Source organism: Stenotrophomonas maltophilia group sp. RY12688, from assembly GCF_052149045.1.
GTDB lineage: Bacteria > Pseudomonadota > Gammaproteobacteria > Xanthomonadales > Xanthomonadaceae > Stenotrophomonas > Stenotrophomonas sepilia.
The window spans coordinates 2,800,327-2,822,212 of the sequence record NZ_CP197389.1 but is presented as its reverse complement, the minus strand read 5'-3'; the positions used below and the strand labels follow the sequence as shown (position 1 = coordinate 2,822,212).

The 21,886-nt window shown below is 66.2% G+C and carries 18 protein-coding genes; 13 read left to right on the top strand and 5 right to left on the bottom strand.

Annotated elements, in window-relative coordinates; all coding sequences use genetic code 11:
- Positions 1-132: 132 nt before the first annotated feature.
- The 3 genes from ACS0OT_RS13265 to ACS0OT_RS13255 all read left to right on the top strand — a co-directional run bounded on the left by ACS0OT_RS13265 (position 133) and on the right by ACS0OT_RS13255 (position 2,640).
- Positions 133-1,281: a pyridoxal phosphate-dependent aminotransferase gene (locus ACS0OT_RS13265; RefSeq protein WP_065186054.1), complete on the top strand. Its 1,149-nt coding sequence runs from the start codon at positions 133-135 to the stop codon at positions 1,279-1,281.
- 14 nt (positions 1,282-1,295) lie between these two features.
- Positions 1,296-2,102 (top strand): amidohydrolase, encoded by an 807-nt coding sequence (locus ACS0OT_RS13260; protein ID WP_065186055.1) that lies wholly within the window; start codon positions 1,296-1,298, stop codon positions 2,100-2,102.
- 103 nt (positions 2,103-2,205) lie between these two features.
- The gene (locus ACS0OT_RS13255; protein WP_065196629.1) at positions 2,206-2,640 is read left to right on the top strand and encodes a hypothetical protein; all 435 of its coding nucleotides are present in this window, start codon (positions 2,206-2,208) and stop codon (positions 2,638-2,640) included.
- On the opposite strand, the gene ACS0OT_RS13250 is transcribed toward ACS0OT_RS13255, so the two are convergent.
- Positions 2,627-2,920, bottom strand: coding sequence for a hypothetical protein (locus ACS0OT_RS13250; RefSeq protein ID WP_065178276.1), 294 nt, complete (start codon positions 2,918-2,920; stop codon positions 2,627-2,629). The two genes, ACS0OT_RS13255 and ACS0OT_RS13250, sit on opposite strands and share 14 nt — an antisense overlap.
- Before the next feature lie 95 nt (positions 2,921-3,015).
- Entirely contained in the window at positions 3,016-4,143 is a 1,128-nt protein-coding gene (locus ACS0OT_RS13245; RefSeq protein ID WP_065196630.1) for an MFS transporter, read from the bottom strand.
- A gap of 90 nt (positions 4,144-4,233) precedes the next feature.
- On the opposite strand from ACS0OT_RS13245, the gene ACS0OT_RS13240 reads away from it, so the two are divergent.
- Positions 4,234-5,022 carry an AraC family transcriptional regulator gene (locus tag ACS0OT_RS13240; protein WP_442255852.1) on the top strand — a complete coding sequence of 263 codons (789 nt, stop codon included), beginning with the start codon at positions 4,234-4,236 and terminating at the stop codon, positions 5,020-5,022.
- Between the two features lie 116 nt (positions 5,023-5,138).
- On the opposite strand, the gene ACS0OT_RS13235 is transcribed toward ACS0OT_RS13240, so the two are convergent.
- Genes ACS0OT_RS13235 through ACS0OT_RS13225 form a run of 3 tightly spaced genes read right to left on the bottom strand, consistent with a single transcriptional unit; the run spans position 5,139 to position 8,545 of the window.
- Positions 5,139-6,758: a pseudouridine synthase gene (locus tag ACS0OT_RS13235; protein ID WP_442255851.1), complete on the bottom strand. Its 1,620-nt coding sequence runs from the start codon at positions 6,756-6,758 to the stop codon at positions 5,139-5,141.
- Positions 6,751-7,626 carry an SMC-Scp complex subunit ScpB gene (scpB, locus tag ACS0OT_RS13230; protein ID WP_053497859.1) on the bottom strand — a complete coding sequence of 292 codons (876 nt, stop codon included), beginning with the start codon at positions 7,624-7,626 and terminating at the stop codon, positions 6,751-6,753. The genes ACS0OT_RS13235 and scpB overlap by 8 nt, the downstream gene beginning before the upstream one ends.
- 13 nt (positions 7,627-7,639) lie before the next feature.
- Positions 7,640-8,545 (bottom strand): segregation and condensation protein A, encoded by a 906-nt coding sequence (locus ACS0OT_RS13225; protein ID WP_005417635.1) that lies wholly within the window; start codon positions 8,543-8,545, stop codon positions 7,640-7,642.
- A 374-nt stretch (positions 8,546-8,919) separates the two neighbouring features.
- On the opposite strand from ACS0OT_RS13225, the gene ACS0OT_RS13220 reads away from it, so the two are divergent.
- The 9 genes from ACS0OT_RS13220 to ACS0OT_RS13180 all read left to right on the top strand — a co-directional run bounded on the left by ACS0OT_RS13220 (position 8,920) and on the right by ACS0OT_RS13180 (position 21,885).
- The gene (locus tag ACS0OT_RS13220; protein ID WP_005417634.1) at positions 8,920-9,219 is read left to right on the top strand and encodes a YciI family protein; all 300 of its coding nucleotides are present in this window, start codon (positions 8,920-8,922) and stop codon (positions 9,217-9,219) included.
- Positions 9,216-9,491 carry a BolA family protein gene (locus tag ACS0OT_RS13215; protein ID WP_005417632.1) on the top strand — a complete coding sequence of 92 codons (276 nt, stop codon included), beginning with the start codon at positions 9,216-9,218 and terminating at the stop codon, positions 9,489-9,491. The genes ACS0OT_RS13220 and ACS0OT_RS13215 overlap by 4 nt, the downstream gene beginning before the upstream one ends.
- A gap of 148 nt (positions 9,492-9,639) precedes the next feature.
- The gene (locus ACS0OT_RS13210) at positions 9,640-10,677 is read left to right on the top strand and encodes a LacI family DNA-binding transcriptional regulator (RefSeq protein ID WP_005417630.1); all 1,038 of its coding nucleotides are present in this window, start codon (positions 9,640-9,642) and stop codon (positions 10,675-10,677) included.
- A 77-nt stretch (positions 10,678-10,754) separates the two neighbouring features.
- Positions 10,755-13,811 carry a TonB-dependent receptor gene (locus ACS0OT_RS13205; RefSeq protein WP_049414530.1) on the top strand — a complete coding sequence of 1,019 codons (3,057 nt, stop codon included), beginning with the start codon at positions 10,755-10,757 and terminating at the stop codon, positions 13,809-13,811.
- A gap of 249 nt (positions 13,812-14,060) precedes the next feature.
- Entirely contained in the window at positions 14,061-15,665 is a 1,605-nt protein-coding gene (locus tag ACS0OT_RS13200; protein WP_005417626.1) for a glucoamylase family protein, read from the top strand.
- A gap of 4 nt (positions 15,666-15,669) precedes the next feature.
- Positions 15,670-17,010, top strand: coding sequence for a sugar ABC transporter substrate-binding protein (locus tag ACS0OT_RS13195; RefSeq protein ID WP_053497855.1), 1,341 nt, complete (start codon positions 15,670-15,672; stop codon positions 17,008-17,010).
- Positions 17,007-17,888 (top strand): carbohydrate ABC transporter permease, encoded by an 882-nt coding sequence (locus tag ACS0OT_RS13190; protein WP_005410323.1) that lies wholly within the window; start codon positions 17,007-17,009, stop codon positions 17,886-17,888. Before ACS0OT_RS13195 ends, ACS0OT_RS13190 begins: the two co-directional genes overlap by 4 nt.
- Positions 17,885-18,721: a carbohydrate ABC transporter permease gene (locus ACS0OT_RS13185; RefSeq protein ID WP_005417620.1), complete on the top strand. Its 837-nt coding sequence runs from the start codon at positions 17,885-17,887 to the stop codon at positions 18,719-18,721. Before ACS0OT_RS13190 ends, ACS0OT_RS13185 begins: the two co-directional genes overlap by 4 nt.
- On the top strand, positions 18,718-21,885 hold the full coding sequence (locus tag ACS0OT_RS13180) for a discoidin domain-containing protein (RefSeq protein ID WP_065178281.1): 3,168 nt from the start codon (positions 18,718-18,720) through the stop codon (positions 21,883-21,885). The genes ACS0OT_RS13185 and ACS0OT_RS13180 overlap by 4 nt, the downstream gene beginning before the upstream one ends.
- The last annotated feature ends 1 nt before the right edge of the window (position 21,886 follow it).

Genomic DNA, 21,886 nt, shown 5'->3' with positions numbered 1-21,886 from the left:
AATTCGCAGGGTAGTGCCGGCCGCTGGCTGGCAATTTCTCCAACTGCCAGCCGAGGTTGCCGGCCAGCGGCCGGCACCACCGACGCGCGGATTGCGTAAACTCGGAGGCCTTGTTCCCCACAGTCCAGGCCGATGCAACCCACCACCAAGCTGCCCAAGGTCGGTACCACGATCTTCACCGTGATGTCCCAGCTCGCCGCCGAACACGGCGCGGTCAACCTGGGCCAGGGTTTCCCGGACTTTTCCGCGCCGCAGCGCCTGATCGATGAGACTGCCAAGGCGATGGCCGCCGGGCTGAACCAGTACCCGCCGATGACCGGCGTGGCCCCGCTGCGCCAGGCCATCGCCCAGAAGGCGCTGGACTGCTACGGCGCGCAGGTGGATGCGGACAGCGAGATCACCGTCACCAGCGGCGGCACCGAGGCGATCTTCAACGCCATCCACGCCGTGGTGCGTGCGGGCGAGGAAGTGATCGTGCTCGACCCGGCCTACGACTGCTACGAGCCGGCGATCGACCTGGCCGGCGCCAAGGCGGTGCATGTGTCGCTCGATCCGCAGACCTTCGCCGTCGATTGGGATCGCGTGCGTGCAGCGATCTCCCCGCGCACCCGCATGTTGATCGTCAACACCCCGCACAATCCGTCCGGCGCGATGCTGTCGGCGCAGGACATGCAGGCGCTGGCCGAACTGCTGCGCGGCACGCAGATCTACCTGATTTCCGATGAAGTGTATGAGCACATCATCTACGACGGCCGTCGCCATGAGTCAGCGCTGCGCTACCCGGAACTGCGCGAGCGCGCGTTCGTGATCTCCAGCTTCGGCAAGACCTACCACTGCACCGGCTGGAAGATCGGCTATGCGATCGCCCCGCCGGCGCTGACCGCCGAGTTCCGCAAGGTGCACCAGTACAACACCTTCACCAGCTTCGGCCCGGCGCAGTACGGTTTCGCCGCGATGATCCGCGATGAGCCGGAACACCACCTGGAACTGGGCGCGTTCTACCAGGCCAAGCGCGACCGCTTCCGCGAGCAGCTGGCCAGCACCCGCCTGAAGGCGCTGCCGGTCCCGGGCGGCTACTTCCAGCTGGTCGACTACTCGGCCATCAGCGACCTGCCGGACCACGAATTCGTGAAGTGGCTGACTATCGAGAAGGGCGTCACTGCCATTCCGCTGTCGCCGTTCTACGAGACTCCGCCGGCCGGCCAGCGCCTGGTGCGCCTGTGCTTCGCCAAGAACGAAGCGACCATGGACGCGGCGATCGAACGCCTGCGCCTGCTGTGAGCGGAGGCGTAGACATGCAGGACCTGCGCATTTCCCTCGTCCAGGGCGACACCCGCTGGCACGACCCGGCCGGCAACCGTGCCTACTATGGCGCGCTGCTGGCGCCGCTGGCCGGCACCACCGACCTGGTGATCCTGCCGGAGACCTTCACCAGTGGTTTCTCCAACGAGGCCATTGCCCAGGCCGAAGGCATGGACGGCCCGTCCGTGGCCTGGGTGCGCGAACAAGCGAAGGCGCTGGACGCGGCGGTGATCGGCAGCGTGCAGCTGCGCGACGGCGAGGGCGTGTACAACCGCCTGCTGTTTGCCACGCCCGAGGGCGAGCTGCAGTACTACGACAAGCGCCACCTGTTCCGCTACGGCGGCGAGCACGAACGCTATGCTGCTGGCCGCGAGCGCCTGAGCGTGGAATGGAAGGGTTGGCGGATCAATCCGCAGGTCTGCTACGACCTGCGTTTCCCGGTGTTCTGCCGCAACCGCTACAACGTCGAACGCCCGCAGCAGCTGGATTTCGACCTGCAGATCTTCGTCGCCAACTGGCCGTCGGCGCGCGCCTATGCGTGGAAGACCCTGCTGCGTGCGCGGGCAATCGAGAACCTGTGCTTCGTGGCGGCGGTGAACCGCATCGGCGTGGACGGCAAGCAGCTGCACTACGCCGGCGATAGCGCGGTGATCGACTTCCTCGGCCAGCCGCAGGTGGAGATCCGCGAACGCGAACAGGTGGTGACCACCACCATCTCGGCCGATGCCCTGGCCGCACATCGCGCGCGCTTCCCGGCGATGCTCGATGCCGATGCCTTCCACCTGGACGAACAGGCCTGAGCCACGGCCTGAACAACGCCGCACCAGCGCGCGCGCCTGCATCCAACGTGCACGCGCGCGCTGCTAGATTCGCCGGCAGTCCGACCGAACTGGAAGTCCTGCCATGAACAAGCCCTTCGCCCTGCTGCTGGCCCTGTCTGCTGCCACGCTGGCCCCTGCTGCACACGCCGCCGGCAATCTCGATTGCCAGCTGCGCTACAACCTGTCCGGCTGGTCGCTGATCTACAAGACCGCCTCCGGCAATGGCACGGTCACCTGCAGCAATGGCGCCAGCATGCCGGTGCGTATCGAAGTGAAGGGCGGCGGCCTGACCGTGGGCAAGTCGAAGATCACCAATGGGCGTGGCAGCTTCACCGGCGCGGTCAGCGTCAACGAGCTGCTGGGCACCTACGCCTCGGTCGGTGCGCATGCCGGCGCAGTGAAATCCAGCAATGCGCAGGTGATGACCAAGGGCGACATCTCGCTGGCCCTGTCCGGCACCGGCAAGGGCTGGGACCTGGGCGTGGACGGCGCTGCCTTCACCATCAGCCGGCGCTGAGGCGCGTCGGCTCGGCAATTCCCCAGCTGATGCGGATGTAGTGCTGTTCGGAGTCGCTCAACAGCCGTTCGACATCGAAACCATTCTTCAGCAATTGTGCGACCGCGTCTTCGACGAGCTGCTCGCTGGCCATTACCTGGCTGAAGCCGAACACGATGTAGCGACGGCCATTTTCCGAGCCGGCCTGGATGGCGTTGTCGAGGTCGCGGTAGAACAGCTCGATCGGGCGCTTGGCGGCGTCAGCATTGGCGCGGGCCTGTTCGGCGGTGATGGTGATCATGGGCATCTGCCTTGGGTGGGACAGCGCGCACGATAGCCAGCGAATCAAAGCCGTTCCCGGAAGCCGCGCACAGTGCGCTCCATTTGCAGCAATTCCTAGGTCGCAGCGGGACGCCGTCGCTGCAACCACAAGGCCAGCAGGCCACACACGATGAGCGTCGGTCCCAGCAGCTGCACTGCACCGACCAGCGCCATTGCCGCACCGATCAACAGGTAGTAGAGCAGGCCGAACAGCGCGCCTGCGCTGCCGAGACAGTGTGGATAGCCGCGCAGGGCCTGGCCGAGCACATTGGGAATGGCCAGGCCGAAGCCCGTCACCACTGGGACCATCGCCGCGACCAGGGCAGGGTGATCATGCAGCAACGCGGCCAGCAAGCCTCCCGTGAGGACCAGGCCTGCGGCGATGCGGATGCGCGTTGTTGTGGCAACGCCTGCACGCAGCAGGCGGCCATTGCCCCACGCGCCCAATGCCGAGCCCAGTGCCAGCACCGCGCCGCTGGCGCCGAACCAGACGGCGGGCCAGTGCAGGCGCGCAAACACGAAGGGGCCGAGTACATACCAGCTGTACATCGCCACGTTGAACGCCGTCACCAGCAGCGCCTGTGACCAGATCCAGCGATCGCGCAGCAGTTGCCGCAGCAGCGGCAGCATGGGCGTGTGCGGGATATGTGCAGGGCGGCTTTCACGCAGGCCCGCCAGGCATGCGACTGCCAGCAGGGCAGCGATCAGCAGCAGGCCGGACTGTACGCCGACGTAGCCATGGGCGGCGACCAGCAGCGTGCCCAGTGCAAGGCCGATGGCCGGACTCAGGGCCAGGGCCATGCCGATCCAGGAGAATGCCTGCGCCAACGCCGGCCCCTGCAGATGGTCGCGCAGCACGGTCTGGGTGACCACCGAAGCGGAGGCGGCGCCGACCGCAGCCAGCGCTTGGGCCAGCAACACCGGGCCGAAGCTGCCAGCCAGCAGGCCGCACAGTGCAGCCACGGCAAAGACGCCGAGGCCACAGAGAAGGGCCGGGCGACGACCGATACGATCAGCCAGGCGCCCCCACAGCAGCACGCCTGCAGCGAAGCCGAACAGATACAGGCTCATGGCCTGGCTGGCGGTACCCGGCGGCAGGGCGAAGCGTTTGGCCAGATCGGCCAGGGCCGGGCTGTACAGGGTCTGCGCCAGCTGGGGAAACATCAGCAGCGCGATGGTGAGCAACAACAGGCGACGCGACATGCGGGCGCTCCACGAACAGGGCCGCGCATTGTGGTCGCGCCTGCAATGGCGCACTCTCTGCATCCTGTCATTGGATATATGAAATCGGACATGGCCTGGTTGCAGCCGGACACGCCCTTCGACGCTGATGCCTGGAGCGCTCCGGTGCTGGGGATCGCGGCGTCACTGGCGGATCACGATTCGGGTTGGCACCAGCATGCACGTGCGCAGCTGCTCTACACCCGGCAGGGCTGTACGCGCCTGACCTACGGTGATCGCATCAGCCTGCTGCCGCCTGCGCGCGCGGCGTGGATTCCGGGCGGGCTGCGCCATCGCGCGCAGATGCGCCAGGCGGTCGACTACCGTTCGTTGTATTTCGACGCCACCCTGTCGGCCCAGCTGCCCCGGCAACCGGCGATCATCGGCGTAGGTCCGCTGCTGCAGGCCTTGCTGGAGCCGATCACGCAGGCGCCGTTCGACCATGACTGGCAATTGCCGCGCGCATACCATCAACTGGCGTTGTGCGTGCTGGAAATCGCCGCTGCACCGGTGGCGCCGATGGACCTGCCTTTGCCGCGTGATCCACGCATTGCACGTTGCCTGCCGCTGGCCGAACAGCTGCCGCCCGAACTGGGCGAGCTGGCCGAGCGCGCGGGTCTGAGCGTGCGCACCATTGGCCGGCTGATGCAACGTGATACCGGCATGGGCTATCAGGCCTGGCGCCAGCAATGGCGCCTGATGCGGGCCATGGAGCTGCTGCTGCTCGGGCATCGCGTCGCGCATGTGGCGCAGGACACTGGCTTCTCCGCCGAGAGCCCGTTCATCGCCTTCTTCCGCAGCATGGCCGGCACCACGCCCGCCGCTTTCCAGCGCCACGCAAAAGGGGACGGAGGGGATTAAGTCGTTTTCGCCCCTTCGACACATGGCGTGGCGAAAACGACTTAATCCCCTCCGTCCCCTTTTTAAAGAAAAACCCCGGCCTGGGCCGGGGTTTCTCATTTCAGCGTGGCCTGTGATCAGCCGCCGCGTGGGCCGCTACGGCGCGGGCCGCCCGGGCCGCGGTTGCCGCCGGGACCACGGTTGCCACCCGGACCGCCGGGGCCGCGGTTACCTCCGGGGCCACGGTTGCCACCGCCCGGGCCGCGACCGCCCGGACGGGCGCCGTGTGCCGGCTTCGGGCTGCCATACGGGTTGAAACCCGGGGTTGCATGGTCGGACGGGAAGCTCGGAGCGTTGCCCGGATGACCGTACGGGTGCTTGTTGCCCTGGCCCTGCGAGCGGTTGCCGGCACCGGCCGGACGACCCTGACCGCCTGCGCCGCCACGGCCTTCACCACCGAAACCGCCACGGCCCTGGCCGCCACCGGCGCCCGGGCCCTTCGGCTTGCCGTACGGACGGCCTTGGCCGCCTGCGCCCGGACCACGGGCACCCGGGCCACGTGCGCCCGGGCCGGCATTGCGGTGGCCGCTCGGGCCGGTGCTCACGCCATCGGGCACGTACCAGGTGCGGAACGCGGCCGGATTGCCTTCCGGCAGCGAACGGTCATTCTTCGGCGCGCGCTGCTTGAACGGCTTCTGCGACTGCTTGGCCGCTGCTTCACCGCTGACCGTCAGGCCGCCCTTGAAGCCGCCACCCTTGCCGCCGCGACCACGGCCGCGGTCTTCGCGGACGTTGTCGAAACGGCGCAGCTCGCGACCTTCGTCAGCGGTGTTGTGGCCATTGACGTAGGCATTGCCGCGGCCACCTTCGCGCACGCGCACGGTGGTCTTTGCGGCGCGGCGCTGGCCGATCACCGGCTGCAGCGTCAATGCCGACGGAGCGCCTTCTTCCAGCTTCAGCTGCGCACGCAGCGCTTCCACCTGAGCGGTGCCCAGTTCCACCGAATGGCCACGGGCCAGTTCGCGCGGCAGGCTCACCTTGCCATAGCGGGTGCGCTTCAGGCGGCTGACCTGGCAGCCCTGCGATTCCCACAGGCGGCGCACTTCGCGGTTGCGGCCTTCCTTCACCACGACGCGGAACCAGTCGTGAGAATCGGTGCCGCCGATGCGTTCGATCTCATCGAACTTGGCCGGACCGTCTTCCAGTGCGACGCCACGGCTGAGGCGGTCGACGATGGCGTCGGAGACCTTTTCCTCGCCTTCCGGTGCACGCACGCGCACCACGTACTCGCGCTCGACCTCGAACGACGGGTGCATCATGGCGTTGGCCAGCTCACCGTCGGTGGTGGCCAGCAGCAGGCCGGTGGTGTTGATGTCCAGGCGGCCGATGGCGATCCAGCGCGCGCCCTTCAGCGGCGGCAGCGACTCGAACACGGTCGGGCGGCCTTCGGGATCTTCGCGGGTGGTCACCTGGCCTTCCGGCTTGTTGTAGACCAGCACGCGCGACGGCTCGGCCAGGGCAGTGGCGACGAAGCCGCGGCCATCCAGTTCGATCCTGTCGCCGCTCTTGACCGACATGCCGGTCTGCGCGACTTCACCGTTGACCTTGACCAGGCCTTCGGCGATGCGCTGTTCCAGCGCGCGGCGCGAGCCGAGGCCGGCCTGGGCCAGCACCTTGTGCAGGCGCTCTTCCAGCTTGAACTGTTCGGAGGTGGCTTCGCGCTTCAGCGAGAGCTTGTTACGGGGGGTGTCACTCATCAGTTTTGCTCCGGCCGACGGTTTCGAGGTCGGCCTCTGGTTCGGAATCGGCTTGGTCAACAGCCACGGTCGTCATCGCGACGGCGTTGTCTTCGCGTTCGTTCACTGGCACCGCGCGCTCGCCCGGCGCGGAATCGGGGTGCCCATCATCGAGGGGCGAAGGTGCTTGCTCATCGGAGGCCGATGCAGGGGCTGCATTGGCGGAATCGGGGGTGTCACTGCCGGCCAGGCCGGCGTCATCGTTCGCGGCAACGCCATCGGCGCTGGCCGAGATGTCCGGACCCTCGGCACCGGCCACGGCCGGTGCATCACGATCCAGGGCCAGCTGCGGTTCCAGCTCGCCCAGGTCCTTCAGTTCCGACAGCGGCGGCAGTTCGTCCAGCCGCTTCAGCCCGAAGTAGTCCAGGAAGCCCTTGGTGGTGCCGAACAGCGCCGGCTTGCCGGGCACGTCGCGGTGGCCGACCACGCGGATCCATTCGCGTTCTTCCAGCGCCTGGATGATGTTGCTGCTGACCGCCACGCCGCGCACCTGCTCGATCTCGCCGCGGGTGATCGGCTGCCGGTAGGCGATCAGCGCCAGGGTTTCCAGGGTGGCGCGGGTGTAGCGGGTCTTGCGTTCGGTCCACAGCCGGCTGATCCAGCCATGTACTTCGCTGGTGACCTGGTAGCGGAAGCCGGAGGCGACCTCGACCAGTTCCACGCCACGACCTTCGCAGGCCTCGCGCAGGCGCTCCAGCGCACGTTCGATGCTGCCCGGCGGTGCCGGTTCCTCTTCCGGAAACAGGTCCTTCAGCTGGGCCAGGGTGAGTGGCTGGCTGGAGGCCAGCAGGGCACCCTCGACAATGCGGTCGATCAGCGATTGATCCATCGGCAGTCAGCGCTCACTCGTTGGCATTGGCGGCGTCGTTGTCGTCAAACTCGCTGCTGAACTGCAGCGGCGCGTTGGTGTTGCCAGCAGCCAGCGACTTCACGTAGATCGGCGCCAGCGGTTCTTCCTGGACGATGTCCAGCAACTGTTCCTTGGCCAGTTCCAGCACTGCCAGGAACGTGACAAGCACGCCCAGCTTGCCTTCTTCGGCGGTGAACAGCCCTTCAAAACGATAGAACTTGCCGTCTTCCAGGCGTCCCAGTACTTCGCCCATGCGTTGCCGCACACTCAGTGCTTCGCGCTTGATGGCGTGGCCGCTGAACAGCTCGGCGCGCTTGAGCACGTCGTGCAGGGCCAGCAGCATTTCCTTCAGGTCCACCGGCGGCGGCAGCTTCACCGTGGCGCGCTCGGGCATGAAGGCATGCGCCACCGTCGTGTCGCGGTCCTGGCGGGGCAGGGCGTCGATGTCCTCGGCGGCCTGCTTGAAACGTTCGTACTCCTGCAGCCGGCGCACCAGCTCGGCGCGCGGGTCGGCCTCATCGCCTTCCTCGCTGACCGGGCGCGGCAGCAGCATCCGCGACTTCACCTCGGCCAGGATCGCGGCCATCACCAGGTACTCGGCCGCCAGCTCGAAGCGCAGCTCGCGCATCACGGTGATGTATTCCACGTACTGCCGGGTGATTTCGGCCACGGGAATGTCCAGCACATCCAGGTTCTGGCGGCGGATCAGGTACAGCAGCAGGTCCAGCGGGCCTTCGAAGGCGTCCAGGATGACTTCCAGCGCGTCCGGCGGGATGTACAGGTCCTGCGGGATCTGCAGGACCGGTTGCCCATGCACCACGGCCAGCGGCATTTCCTGCTGCTGGGGGGCGGGCGGCCGGGTTGGCGGGTTCGCGTCGAGCGCGAGTTCGGAAGTCATCTAATGGACATCAGGATTGCAACGGACCAGTCGCGGCACCGGGTTCGCCGGGCCAACGCCACGGAGCCCCAGGGCACCAGACGCGCCGGGATCGGCGCGATTCCACACATATCAAACAGCAGGACGCGCCGCAGTAAACGGCAGCGACAGAACTACGGGGAGGTCGTCTACGTGGCCCGGCCAGGTGGTCCGGTTTGAAGCAGCGGATCTGTCGTCGGGGGCTGCGTGGCCGCAGAAACCAACGGGCTGCTGCATCCAGCCACGTGCAATGGAGTCTAGGGTAAGCCTTTGCTGCGCCAGTGTCCAGCCGGACCGGGGCAGGGGCTGCATTGGCTAGAATCGGCGGACCCGACAATGCAAGCGAGGAAATGCCGGTGTGGTATGTGATCGAAGGGTATGACGGCCAGGATGTGCTGGCGCAGCGGCTGCAGGCGCGGCCGGAGCATCTGGCGCGGCTGCATGCGCTGCGCGACGCGGGACGCCTGCTGCTGGCCGGGCCGTGCCCGGCGGTGGACAGTGAAGACCCGGGCCCGGCCGGTTTCAGCGGTTCGGTGGTGATCGCGCAGTTCGAGTCGCTGCCGCAGGCCCAGGCCTGGGCCGATGCCGACCCGTACGTGGCTGCAGGCGTCTACACCCGCGTGCAGGTCCGCCCGTTCCGCAAGGTGCTGCCGTGAACGCGGAACGGATCGAGCGGATCCGTGATGCGCTGCAGCAGGCGCTGGCGCCGAGCGTGCTGGAGATCGAGGACGATAGCCATCGTCACGCCGGCCATGCCGGTGCGCGCGACGGGCGCGGCCATTTCAACGTGCATGTGGTCAGTGAGCGCTTCGCCGGGCTGGGGCCGCTTGCCCGGCACCGCGCGGTCTATGCCGCGCTGGGGTCGATGATGGAGACCGATATCCACGCGTTGTCCATCCGCGCGCAGACCCCGTCAGAACAGGGCTGAGCCCTTGTCCCACGCTGTCCTGGCGGGTCCTTCATGGCCTCGCCACGGACAGGTTTTCATGTCCATTTCGGGACATTCGCCTAACGGACTGTTTACAAGCCTGGATGGAAACGCTTACATTCCGCGCCAATGCTGGTAGGTCCAAGCCGTGGAGGGCGGCTTCGTGAACAAGGCAGCTATCACAATCAAAGACGTCGCACGCGAAGCCCGGGTCTCCGTGGCCACGGTTTCCCGCGCGCTCAACGGGCATGAAAATGTCGCCGAACCGGTCCGCCAGCTTGTGCTGGAGGTGGCCGCACGGCTGCGTTACACCCCGCACGCCGCCGCCCGCAGCCTGAGCAGCCGCCGCACCAATACGGTGGGCGTGGTGCTGCCTGACCTGTACGGCGAGTTCTTCTCCGAGCTGATGCGCGGCATTGACGGGGTGGCCCGCAACCGCCGCCAGCACCTGCTGGTGTCCAGCTACCACGGTGACCAGGAACAGCAGGGCGCCGCCCTGCGTGCCATGCGCGGCCGCGTCGACGGCCTGCTGGTGCTTTCGCCCTATGCCGAGAGCCCGGGCTTCCTGACCGACAACCTGCCGCAGTCGTTGCCGACGGTGTTGATCAACACCTATCTGCCCGGGCAGGACCACCCGGTGCTGAGCATCGACGACCACGCCGGCGCAATGGCGATGACCCGCCACCTGCTGGATGCCGGCCACCGCCGCATTGCCTTCATTTCTGGTCCGGACCTCAACTTCGACGCGCGCGAGCGCCTGCGCGGCTTCCGTGACGCGCTGGCGGCTTCTGGCGGTGGCGCCGAAGGCATCGAGTTGCCCGGTGATTTCGACGAAGCTTCCGGCCATCGTGCCGGTCAGGAGTTGCTGGCAGCCGGAGCGCTGCCCGATGCCGTATTCGCCGCCAACGACATGATGGCCCTGGGCTGCCTGTATGCGTTCACGCAGGCAGGGGTCCGCGTCCCGGCCGATGTGGCCCTGGCGGGTTTCGATGACATTCCACTGGCGCGTTTCGTCCACCCGTCGCTGACCACCATGCAGGTCAGCATCGCCGAGCTCGGCGACCGGGCCATGACGCGCCTGATGCAGTTGATGGACGGCACCTCCACGGATGGGGCAGGGGACAAGCAGACCCTGGTTCCCCGCTTGATTGTTCGCGATTCCACCACTCCGCCATCCGGCCGTTGAAGCCAGAGGCGTTTCTTCTTTTTTTGACTGATCGCAGGGACCGCGCAAGCGGTTACCGCCACCCGGAGATTGAGTTGATGATGCATACCACCTTCCGCATGCCGGCGCGCCGGCTGCTGAGCACCGCTCTGGTCAGCTGCCTGATGCTGGCTGCCGCCCCGAACGTCATGGCGCAGTCGGCCAACGCCAGCCTGCGCGGCCAGGTTGCCGGTGCCCAGGCCGGCACCGAAGTGACCGCCACCAACGTCGCCACCGGTACCGTCCGCCGTGGCACCATCCGCGCCGACGGCAGCTACTCGCTGATGGGCCTGGATCCGGGCACGTACAACGTGGTCGCCAACGGCCAGACCCAGAAGGTCACCGTCACCGTGGCTTCGACCGCGACGCTGAACTTCGCTGGCGCAGCCAGCAGCACCCCGGGCTCGACCGCGGCCACCAACCTGGACACCGTCAACGTTGTTGCGCCGACCCTGCTGCAGGAAGTGCGCACCTCCGAAGTTGGCAAGACCGTCAGCCTGCAGCAGATCCAGACCACCCCGCAGGTGTCGCGCAACTTCCTGGAGTTCGCCGACGCGGTGCCGGGCCTGATCTTCACCCGCGATGCCAAGGGCAACACCTCGCTGCGCGGCGGCGCAACCAATGCAGATGGCACCAACGTCTACATCGACGGCGTCGGCCAGAAGAGCTACGTCAAGGGCGGCGGCGTGGCCGGCCAGTCCGGCAGCGCCGGTAACCCGTTCCCGCAGCTGGCCATCGGCGAATACAAGGTCATCAGCGGCAACTACAAGGCCGAGTATGGCCAGGTGTCGAGCGCCGCCGTGACGGCTGCGACCAAGTCCGGCACCAATGAGTTCAAGGGTGAGGCGTTCTACCGCTACACCGATGAAGACATGCGTGCCAAGACCCCGGCCGAGCGCCAGGGTGGCAAGGAGAAGATGGTCTCGGCCGAGAAGGAATACGGCTTCGCCCTGGGTGGCCCGATCATCCAGGACAAGGCGCACTTCTTCGTGACCTACGAAGCCAAGCGCTTCGACCTGCCGGTCACCATCGCGCCGGATGGCGCGGTCACCGGCGCTGCCGGCCTGCTGCCGCCGGCCGGCGCCGCCGGCCTTGGCCCGGCCAGCCAGCCGTTCCAGCAGGACCTGATCTTCGGCAAGATCGACTTCGAGCCGACCGACAACGATCGCATCGAGCTGACCTTCCAGGACCGCGACGAAACCCAGTCGCAGTTCAGTGGCCAGACCTCGCCGGAAGCCGGCCGTGAAGTGGTCAACACCGACCGTCGTTACGCCCTGCGCTGGAACCACAGCGGTGAGCGCTACTACAACGAGTTGATGGTCACCCACGAGGATTCGTTCAACAACCCGACGCCGCTGACGCTGGCCAACGGCATCACCTACACCGCACCGGACGGCCCCGAAGACCGCACCATCGTGAAGATCGGTGGCGCCTCGGCACTGGATTCGCAGGTGAAGGGCCAGAAGGGCTGGTCGATCGAAGACAACCTGACCCTGGATGGCATCCAGTGGGCCGGTGACCACACCATCAAGATGGGCGTGAAGTACAAGCAGATCGACCTGTACGCATCCGATGCGGCGCAGATCAATCCGACCTTCACCTACTCGCTGGGCGATCCGGACTTCCCCGATTCCATTCCGTACAAGGCGCAGTTCGTCAAGCCGGTGACCGGCGTGACCGGCGTGTCCGGCGAAGTGCGTTCGAAGTCCAAGCAGTACGGCGTGTTCATCCAGGACGACTGGCAGGTCAACGATCACCTGCAGCTGAACATCGGCCTGCGCTGGGACTACGAAAAGACCCCGTCCTACCTGGACTTCGTGACCCCGCAGCAGGTGGTCGACGCCATCTATTCGCAGGATCCGCGCGCTCCCGCCGGCCAGACCTATGCCGATTCGCTGGCACTGGGCGGCCTGGACATCAGCGACTACATCAGCAACGGTCACAACCGCAAGGCATTCAAGGATGCCTGGCAGCCGCGCCTGGGCTTCTCGTATGACATCAATGCCGACGAGCAGCACGTGATCCATGGTGGTGCTGGTCGTTCCTACGACCGCGACCTGTTCGACAACCTGCAGCTGGAAACCACCAAGCTGGCCCTGCCGCAGCCGACCATCTACTTCCGCAACCCGGCCACCGGCGCCTGCATCAACGGCCAGGCTGCCTGCTATGACTGGAACCCGAACCTGCTCAACGGCATCGGCAACCTGCAGGCACTGGTCGGCGCGACCAGCAATGCCGGCCTGGAAGTGGACCTGCTGAACAACAAGCTGAAGGCGCCGTACTCGGACCAGTTCAGCCTGGGCATGAGCAACCAGATCGGCGACTGGCTGACCGACGCCACCATCGCACGTACCCTGAGCTACGACGGCTTCGCCTTCACCTTGGGCAACCGTTATCCGACCGGCCAGTTCTTCGATGATCCGCGCCTGTGCGGTGGCACCTCCCCGGGCCTGAGCCAGGCCTGGAGCTGCAACGTACCGGGCTTCGGCAGCCTGATCATCGGCCAGCAGGGCATCAAGACCCGTGCCACCCAGGTCCTGCTGTCGGCGCAGAAGCCGTTCACCAAGGAAAGCGGCTGGGGCACCTCGATCGCCTATACCTGGACCACCGCGCGCCACAACCGCGACATCAACGAGAAGTACGCCTTTGATCGCGGTCTGATCGGTGACTACCCGACCATCCGCTCCAACGGCGCACCGCGCCACCGCCTGGTGGTGACCGGTTCGTACGCGGGCTTCTGGGGCATCACCTTCGGCGGCAAGATCACCCTGGCCACCCCGACCGCCGTCAACGACTGGTACCCGGTGATGCAGGCCAGCGGCTACACCCTGCCGACCCCGCAGGCGGCCGTGCCCAACGCAACCGGCAAGTTCCTGGTGGGTGGCAAGATCTTCGGCTACCGTTCGGTCGACCTGCAGGCGACGAAGACGTTCAAGCTGGCGGGCAACACCGAGCTGTACGCCCGCCTGGACATCATCAACGTGTTCAACTTCGACAACTTCTCCACCTACAACTACGTCAAGACCAACGGCAAGCTGCAGGCCAGCTACAACGAGACCGGCGACATCATCGGCACTCCGCGCCAGGTCAAGGCCGAAGTGGGCTTCCGCTTCTAAGCGGCGCCGCCTGTTGCTGTATCCGATGCCGCCGGTCCGCCGGCGGCATCGATTGTGTGAGAACGGCAATGGCCGGCCCCGTGCCGGTCCATTGCCCACGCCGCTGCCGGGCAGGGGGCAGCGGCGTGGGCAATGATCGCGGTGTCAAACCACGTTTTTCGTGGTTTTTTAAGAGCGCATCTTGTAAACGATTTCAGATCATTGGACGGTATGCTTTCCCATCGATCAGACCACCGGAGGAACCGCGCCATGCAGGCACGCCATCTGTTGTCCGCGGCAGCGTTGAGCCTGGCCGTCGCCGCCTGCCAGCCGGCCCAGCAGGAGCCTGCCAAGCCGCGTCCGCCGGTGATCCTGATCGAGGCCGATGCACCGCCGCGGCCGATGAAGCCGGAGCTGCCGCCGCTGTTCGATGACATCGAGCGCCGCACCTTCCAGTTCTTCTGGGACACCACCAACGAGATCAATGGCCTAACCCCGGACCGCTATCCGTCGCGGCCGTTCGCAAGCATCGCGTCGGTGGGTTTCGCGCTGACCGCTTATCCCATCGGTATCGAGAACGGCTGGGTCAGCCGCAACCAGGCGATCGACCGGACCCTGACCACCCTGAAATTCTTCCGCGACGTGCCGATGGGCCCGCAGCGCACCGGCAAGGCGGGCTACAAGGGTTTCTACTATCACTTCCTGGACATGCAGGAAGGCCGTCGCTACGACAGCTGGGTCGAACTGTCCTCGGTGGATACCGCACTGCTGATGATGGGCGTGCTGTTCGCGCAGTCGTACTACGACGGTGACGATCCGCGCGAGAAGGAAATCCGCCAGATTGCCGATACCTTGTACAAGAAGGTCGACTGGCCGTGGCTGCAGCAGCGTGCACCGCTGATCTCGATGGGCTGGTTCCCCGAGAGCGGCTTCATCGACCACGACTGGATGGGCTACAACGAGGCGATGATGGTCTACATCCTCGCCCTGGGCTCGCCCACGCACCCGGTCAGCCCGGACGCGTGGACGGTGTGGACGCGCACCTATGACAACGACTGGGGTGTCTACCAGGGCCAGGAATACCTTTCCTTCGGCCCGCTGTTCGGCCACCAGTACAGCCACGTCTGGATCGATTTCCGCGATATCCAGGACGCGTACATGCGCGAGCGCGGCAGCACCTATTTCCTCAACAGCCGCTCGGCCGCGCTGGCCCAGCGCGAATACGCCATCGCCAACCCGATGCAGTGGAAGGACTATGGCGAGAACGTCTGGGGCCTGACCGCCAGTGATGGCCCGCAGAACACCACGCAGGAGTACCGCGGCGAACAGCGCCAGTTCCGCCATTACTCCTCGCGCGGCGCCGGCCTGCGCGAGAACTTCGATGACGGCACCATTGCCCCGACTGCGGCGATCGCCTCGGTGGTGTTCGCGCCCGAGCAGGTGATCCCGGCCACGCTGGAAATGCACAAGCGCTACGGCGACTACATCTATTCCAGCTACGGCTTCCTGGATTCGTTCAATCCCAGCTTCAACTATGACATCCCGATCAAGACCGGTCGCCTGGTGCCGGATCGCGGCTGGGTCGCCAGCGACTACATCGCCATCGACCAGGGGCCGATCCTGACCATGATCGCCAACTACCGCAACGACTTCGTCTGGGAAGTGATGAAGAAGAATCCGTACATCCGCAAGGGCCTGGAGCGGGCCGGATTCAGCGGCGGCTGGCTGGCGCCGGAAGGGTCGTTCCAGCCGCTGGAACTGCAGAAGGACGAAAAGGCCGCGGCAGCACGCGCGGTGGGTATCGCCGAATCACGCGCGGCTGCCGCGCAGGAACAGAAGAACAATGCCAACCGCACCACAGGCCAGGGCAAGTAACCCGATGCCGAACTGGATCGACCGCCTGCGCCGCTGGGCGCTGCCTGCCCTGGCCGCCCTGGCCGTGGCCGGCTGCGCCCGCACCGAACCGGGCACCACCACCGTGCGCTTCTGGGCGATGGGCCGCGAAGCCGAGGTGGTCAGCGAGCTGATCCACGAGTTCGAGGCCGAAAATCCCGGCATCAAGGTGGATGTGCAGAACATCCCGTGGACCGCCGCGCACGAAAAGCTGCTGACCGCGTTCGCTGCCGACGGACTGCCGGACGTGTGCCAGCTCGGCAATACCTGGGTGCCGGAGTTCGCCGAACTCGATGCATTGACCCCGCTGCAGCCGTTCGTGCAGCGCTCCACCGTGGTCGACCCGAAAGATTACTTCCAGGGCATCTGGGACACCAACGTGATCCACGGTGAGCTGGTCGGCGTGCCGTGGTACGTCGATACGCGCCTGATCTACTACCGCAAGGACCTGCTGGCCAAGGCCGGCTACGACCACCCGCCGCGCACGTGGCCGGAGTGGGAGGAGCAGATGGCGGCGATCAAGCGCATGCAGGGCCCGAACCGCTACGCGGTGCTGATGCCGATCAATGAGTTCGAGCAGCAGCTGTCGCTGGCCCTGCAGCAGCCCGATCCGCTGCTGCGCGACGACGATACCCGCGGCAATTTCGCCAGCCCGGGGTTCCGCCGCACGCTGTCCTTCTACGCCAACATGTTCGAGCAGGGCTGGGCGCCGAAGATGTCCGAGACACAGATCTCCAACGTCTGGGATGAATTCTTCCGCGGCTTCAACGTGTTCTACATCTCCGGTCCCTGGAACATCCGCGAGTTCAAGAAACTGCAGCCGAAGGAACTGGAAGGGCAGTGGGGCACCGCTGCGCTGCCGGGGCCGGACGGTCCGGGCGCGGGCATCGCCGGTGGCACCAGCCTGGTGATCTTCCGCAAATCGCAGCAGAAGGAGGCGTCCTGGAAGCTGATCGAATTCCTGTCGCGCCCGGAAATCCAGGCACGCTTCCATTCGATCATCGGCGATCTGCCGCCGCGCCGCAGTGCCTGGAACGCGCCGTCGCTGGCCAACGATCCACTGGCCGCCGCGTTCCGTGATCAGCTGGAGCGGGTCAAGCCGACGCCGAAGGTGCTCGAATGGGAGCGCATCGTGCAGGAAATGCGCATTGTCACCGAGAAGGTCGTGCGCGGTGGCCTGCCGCAGGACAAGGCCGTGGCCGAACTGGACCAGCGCGTGGACAAGGTGCTGGCCAAGCGCCGCTGGATGCATGAACAACAACGCCTGCAGGAGCGCGCGCCGTCGCCGCGCTCGAGCAGCGCAGTGGCCGCCGGGAGCGCGCAATGAAACGTACTTCGCTGGCCGGCTGGATCTTCGCCGGCCCCTCGCTGATCGTGCTGGGCGTGTTCTTCGGCCTGCCGGTCGCCTCGGCGCTGGCGCTGAGCGTGACTGACTTCGACCTCTATGCACTGGCCGACAGCAGCAACCTGCGCTTCGTCGGCCTGGGGAACTACATCGACCTGCTGCAGACGCCGATGTTCTGGAAGTCGCTGTGGAACACCACCTACTTCGTGTTGATCGGCGTACCGTTGTCGATCGGCGTGTCGCTGGGCGCGGCCATGCTGCTCAACGCACCGGCCGCGCGCTTCAAGGCGCTGTTCCGTACGGCACTGTTCGCGCCGGTGGTGACCACGCTGGTGGCGGTGGCGGTGATCTGGCGCTACCTGTTCCATACCAGCTATGGCCTGGTGAACTACGGGCTGGGCCACCTGGGCATCAGTCCGATCGACTGGCTGGGTGATCCCAACTGGGCAATGCCGACCATCATGCTGTTCGCGGTGTGGAAGAACTTCGGTTACAACATGGTGATCTTCCTCGCCGGCCTGCAGGCGATCCCGCATGACCTGTACGAAGCCGCGCGCATCGACGGTGCTTCGCGCTGGAAGCAGTTCCTGCACATCACCCTGCCGATGCTCGGCCCGGTACTGCTGGTGGTCGGGGTGATCACCGTGTCCGGCTACTTCCAGCTGTTCGCCGAGCCGTACGTCATGACCCGCGGCGATCCACTGCAGAGCACCGTCAGCGTGCTGTATTTCATGTTCGAGGAAGGCTTCAAGTGGTGGAACCTGGGACGCGCATCGGCTGTAGCGTTCCTGCTGTTCCTGATCATCCTGGCGGTGACCACCGTGATGCTGCGTTTCGGCCGCAAGAGGCAGTTGGTATGAGTCGTGAAATCGGCCAGTCGCGCTGGTATCCGTGGATGATCAATGGTGCGCTGCTGGTGCTGGCCCTGGTCAGCCTTGCACCGCTGCTGTGGATGCTCTCGGTCTCGTTCATGCCGCAGGGTGAGGCCAGTCATTTCCCGCCGCCACTGCTGCCTTCGAGCATCACCACGCACAACTACCACGAGCTGTTCGCGCGCACCGGCATGGGCGGCAACTTCGCCAACAGCCTGCTGGTGTCGCTGGCTATCACGCTGGGTTCGCTGCTGCTCAACACCATGGCCGGCTACGCCTTCGCCAAGCTCAACTTCGTTGGCCGCGAACGCCTGTTCCAGGTGCTGATGGCAGCACTGGTGATTCCGGCGCAGGTGGCGATGCTGCCGCTGTTCCTGCTGATGAAGCAGCTGGGCCTGGTCAACAGCTTTGGCGGGGTGATCGTGCCGGCGCTGGCCAGCGTGTTCGGCATCTTCCTGGTGCGCCAGTACGCGCGTTCGATCCCGGACGAGCTGCTTGAAGCGGCGCGCATCGACGGCGCGGGGGAGTTGCGCATCTTCTTCCAGATCGTGCTGCCGATGCTCAAGCCGGTACTGGTGACCCTGGCGATCTTCACCTTCATGGGTGCATGGAACGATTTCATGTGGCCGCTGATCGTGTTGACCGACCAGGAGCACTACACTTTGCCGGTGGCGCTGGCCACCCTCTCGCGCGAGCACATCATGGACGTGGAAATGATGATGGCTGGCGCGGTCGTCACCGTGGTTCCGGTGCTGGCACTGTTCCTGGTGCTGCAGCGTTACTACATCCAAGGTCTGTTGCTGGGGAGCGTCAAGGGATGAAGCGAGCGATCGCCGTTGGACTGGGCCTGTTGTGGACTTCCCTGGCGATCGCCGCACCACCGGCACTGCCGGCGCCGAAGGTACTGGACGATTTCGACGACATCGGCGCCTGGAAGCTGGTGCTGTCCGACCAGGTCAGCGGTTCGCTGCGGCCGGTGAGCGGTGCCGGTGGCGGCCGCGCGCTGTGCCTGGACTACGATTTCCACAAGGTGTCGGGCTACGTCGGCATCCGCCGCGCGCTGGGCATCGAGTACCCGGCCAACTACCGCTTCGGCTTCCAGCTGCGGGGAGATTCGCCGGGCAACGACCTGCAGTTCAAGCTGATCGATGCCAGCGGCGATAATGTCTGGTGGGTCAATCACCCGGGCTACAGCTTCCCCAAGGCGTGGACGCCGGTCGAATACCGCCGTCGCCAGATCGACAAGGCGTGGGGGCCGTCGCCGGAGAAGGAGATGGCGCGCAGCGCTGCGGTCGAGTTCACGATCTACAGCAAGGTCGGCGGCCGCGGCACGGTGTGCTTCGACAAGCTGACCCTGCAGGGCCTGCCGCCGCAGGATGATTCGGCGCTGGTGCCATCGGTGATCGCCGACACCGCCACCGCGCTGCAGGACCGGATGATTGACGGAAAGAGCGATACGTTCTGGATCAGTGGCGGGGTCAAGCAGCAGACCATCAGCTTGGACCTGCACAAGAGCCGCGAGATCGGCGGTGCGGTGATTGACTGGCTGCCGAACCTGGAAGCCAATCGCTACACCGTGCGTACGTCCGAGGATGGCCGGGACTGGCGCACCGTGCGCGAGGTGGCCGGCGGTGCGGGCGGCCGCGACTGGCTGGCGCTGCCGGATACCGACGCGCGCTACGTGCGCTTCGATCTGCACGATGGCCCGAACTGGCGCTATGGCATCCGTGACATCACGCTCAAGCCGCTGGCGTTCGCGGCCACGCCGAACGCATTCCTGTCCTCGGTGGCGGCCGACCTGCCGCGCGGCTCGCTGCCGCGCGCATATGTGGGCGAACAGCCGTACTGGACCCTGCTCGGCCTCGATGGCGGCCAGGAGCAGGCACTGATCAGCGAGGACGGTGCGCTGGAACCGGCCAAGGGCAGTTTCAGCATCGAGCCGTTCATCCGCGTGGACGGCAAGTTGCTGGACTGGTCGAAGGTGGCCATCACCCAGTCGCTGCAGGATCGCTACCTGCCCATCGCCAATGTCGACTGGGTGCATGAGAAGGCCGGCCTGGCGGTAACCAGCTTCGTGCAGGGCACGCCGGAGCGCGCGCAGCTGATCGGTCGCTACCGGTTGAGCAATCCGGACAAGGTGGCGCACGAGTACACCCTGGCGCTGGCGATCCGGCCGTGGCAGGTGAACCCGCCGACCCAGTTCCTCAACACCGTCGGCGGCTTCAGTCGCATCGATGCGCTGGATGTGGGCGAACAGCTGGTGCGCATCAACGGTGAGCCGCGCATCTATCCGTTGCAAGTGCCGGATGCGCGCTTCGCCAGCACGTTCGATGGCAAGCTCGACGCGATGCATCTGGCCTCCGGGAAATACCCGGCCAGCACGGCGGTGAAGGACAGCACCGGCATGGCGTCCGGTGCGCTGCTGTATACGATCAGGCTGGAGCCTGGCCAGAGCCGAGAAGTGGCGGTGGTGTTGCCACAGACCGGAGGCTGGGCGCCGCAGGCGCTGGATGTGGCCAAGGCGCAGGCGCAGGTCGCAGAGCAGTGGCGGCAGAAGCTGGGGGTGGTCTCGTTGCAGGTACCGGCTGCGGGCCAGGCGCTGGTCGATACCCTGCGCACCGCCGTGGCGCATATGCTGATCTCGCGGGTCGGCCCGCGCCTGCAGCCGGGCACGCGCTCGTACGCGCGCAGCTGGATCCGCGATGGCGCGATGATTTCCGAGGGCCTGCTGCGCATGGGGCGCAGTGATGCGGTGCGTGATTACATCAACTGGTATGCGCCCTATCAGTTCGAGAATGGCAAGGTGCCGTGCTGTGTCGATGCACGTGGCAGCGATCCGGTGCCGGAGAACGACAGCCATGGCGAGCTGATCTACAGCATTGCCGAATATGGGCGCTATACCGGTGACAGCACCTTCGCCGAACTGATGTGGCCGCATGTGCAGGGCGCCTATAACTACATGGAGCAACTGCGCGCCAGCGAGCGCACGGACGAGAATCGGGCGCGCAATCCGGCGTTCTACGGGATGATGCCGGCCTCTATCAGCCATGAAGGCTATTCGGCCAAGCCGATGCATTCGTACTGGGACAATTTCTGGGCGTTGCGCGGCTACAAGGATGCGGCATCGCTGGCGGCCCAGCTGGGCAAGGTCGAAGCCATGCAGATTGCCGAATCGCGTGACCAGTTCCGTGATGACCTGCAGGCCTCACTGCTGTCGGCGATGCAGCAGCACAACATCGATTACCTGCCGGGCTCGGCCGAGCTGGGCGATTTCGATGCGACCTCGACCACCATCGCGCTGGCTCCGGGCGGTGAACAGGGGCGCCTTCCGCAGCAGGCGCTCGATGCCACCTTCGAGCGCTACTGGAAGGAGTTCGTGGCCCGTCGCGATGGCAAGCGCGAGTGGAAGGACTACACGCCCTACGAGTGGCGCAACGTGGCCGCCTTCGTCCGCCTCGGCTGGCGCGATCGCGCCTGGCAGGCGACTGAGTTCTTCTTCAAGGACCGTACGCCGCAGGCCTGGAACCAGTGGGCCGAAGTGGTCTCGCGCACGCCACGCAAGCCGTTCTTCGTCGGTGACCTGCCGCATGCCTGGGTGGCCTCGGACTTCGTGCGCTCGGCCCTGGACATGTTCGCCTACAGCCGTGACATGGACGATGCGCTGGTATTGGCCGCCGGCATTCCGACCGCCTGGCTGCAGGGCGAGGGCATCGCCGTGCAGGGCCTGCGCACGCCGCAGGGCCAGCTCAACTACCACCTGCAGCGCAGCGACAAGCAGCTGGTGCTGGAGGTGCAGCCGGGCCTGGTGCCACCGGTCGGTGGCGTGGTCTTGCCGTGGCCGTACGCCGGTGATCCGGGCGAGGCGACCATCAACGGCGAAGCGGCCGAATGGACCAACAGGGAACTGCACGTGCACCAGCTGCCGGCGCGGGTCGAGATCGATGTACCGGGCGCGGTGCGCCGCGCCGAGCGCAAGGGGCAGTAAC

Bases quoted from the DNA above. Each gene is read 5' to 3' on its own strand.
- ACS0OT_RS13265 (WP_065186054.1), top strand. From the start codon at position 133: ATGCAACCCACCACCAAGCTGCCCAAGGTCGGTACCACGATCTTCACC.
- ACS0OT_RS13260 (WP_065186055.1), top strand. From the start codon at position 1,296: ATGCAGGACCTGCGCATTTCCCTCGTCCAGGGCGACACCCGCTGGCAC.
- ACS0OT_RS13255 (WP_065196629.1), top strand. From the start codon at position 2,206: ATGAACAAGCCCTTCGCCCTGCTGCTGGCCCTGTCTGCTGCCACGCTG.
- ACS0OT_RS13250 (WP_065178276.1), bottom strand. From the start codon at position 2,920: ATGATCACCATCACCGCCGAACAGGCCCGCGCCAATGCTGACGCCGCC.
- ACS0OT_RS13245 (WP_065196630.1), bottom strand. From the start codon at position 4,143: ATGTCGCGTCGCCTGTTGTTGCTCACCATCGCGCTGCTGATGTTTCCC.
- ACS0OT_RS13240 (WP_442255852.1), top strand. From the start codon at position 4,234: ATGGCCTGGTTGCAGCCGGACACGCCCTTCGACGCTGATGCCTGGAGC.
- ACS0OT_RS13235 (WP_442255851.1), bottom strand. From the start codon at position 6,758: ATGAGTGACACCCCCCGTAACAAGCTCTCGCTGAAGCGCGAAGCCACC.
- scpB (WP_053497859.1), bottom strand. From the start codon at position 7,626: ATGGATCAATCGCTGATCGACCGCATTGTCGAGGGTGCCCTGCTGGCC.
- ACS0OT_RS13225 (WP_005417635.1), bottom strand. From the start codon at position 8,545: ATGACTTCCGAACTCGCGCTCGACGCGAACCCGCCAACCCGGCCGCCC.
- ACS0OT_RS13205 (WP_049414530.1), top strand. From the start codon at position 10,755: ATGATGCATACCACCTTCCGCATGCCGGCGCGCCGGCTGCTGAGCACC.
- ACS0OT_RS13200 (WP_005417626.1), top strand. From the start codon at position 14,061: ATGCAGGCACGCCATCTGTTGTCCGCGGCAGCGTTGAGCCTGGCCGTC.
- ACS0OT_RS13195 (WP_053497855.1), top strand. From the start codon at position 15,670: ATGCCGAACTGGATCGACCGCCTGCGCCGCTGGGCGCTGCCTGCCCTG.
- ACS0OT_RS13190 (WP_005410323.1), top strand. From the start codon at position 17,007: ATGAAACGTACTTCGCTGGCCGGCTGGATCTTCGCCGGCCCCTCGCTG.
- ACS0OT_RS13185 (WP_005417620.1), top strand. From the start codon at position 17,885: ATGAGTCGTGAAATCGGCCAGTCGCGCTGGTATCCGTGGATGATCAAT.
- ACS0OT_RS13180 (WP_065178281.1), top strand. From the start codon at position 18,718: ATGAAGCGAGCGATCGCCGTTGGACTGGGCCTGTTGTGGACTTCCCTG.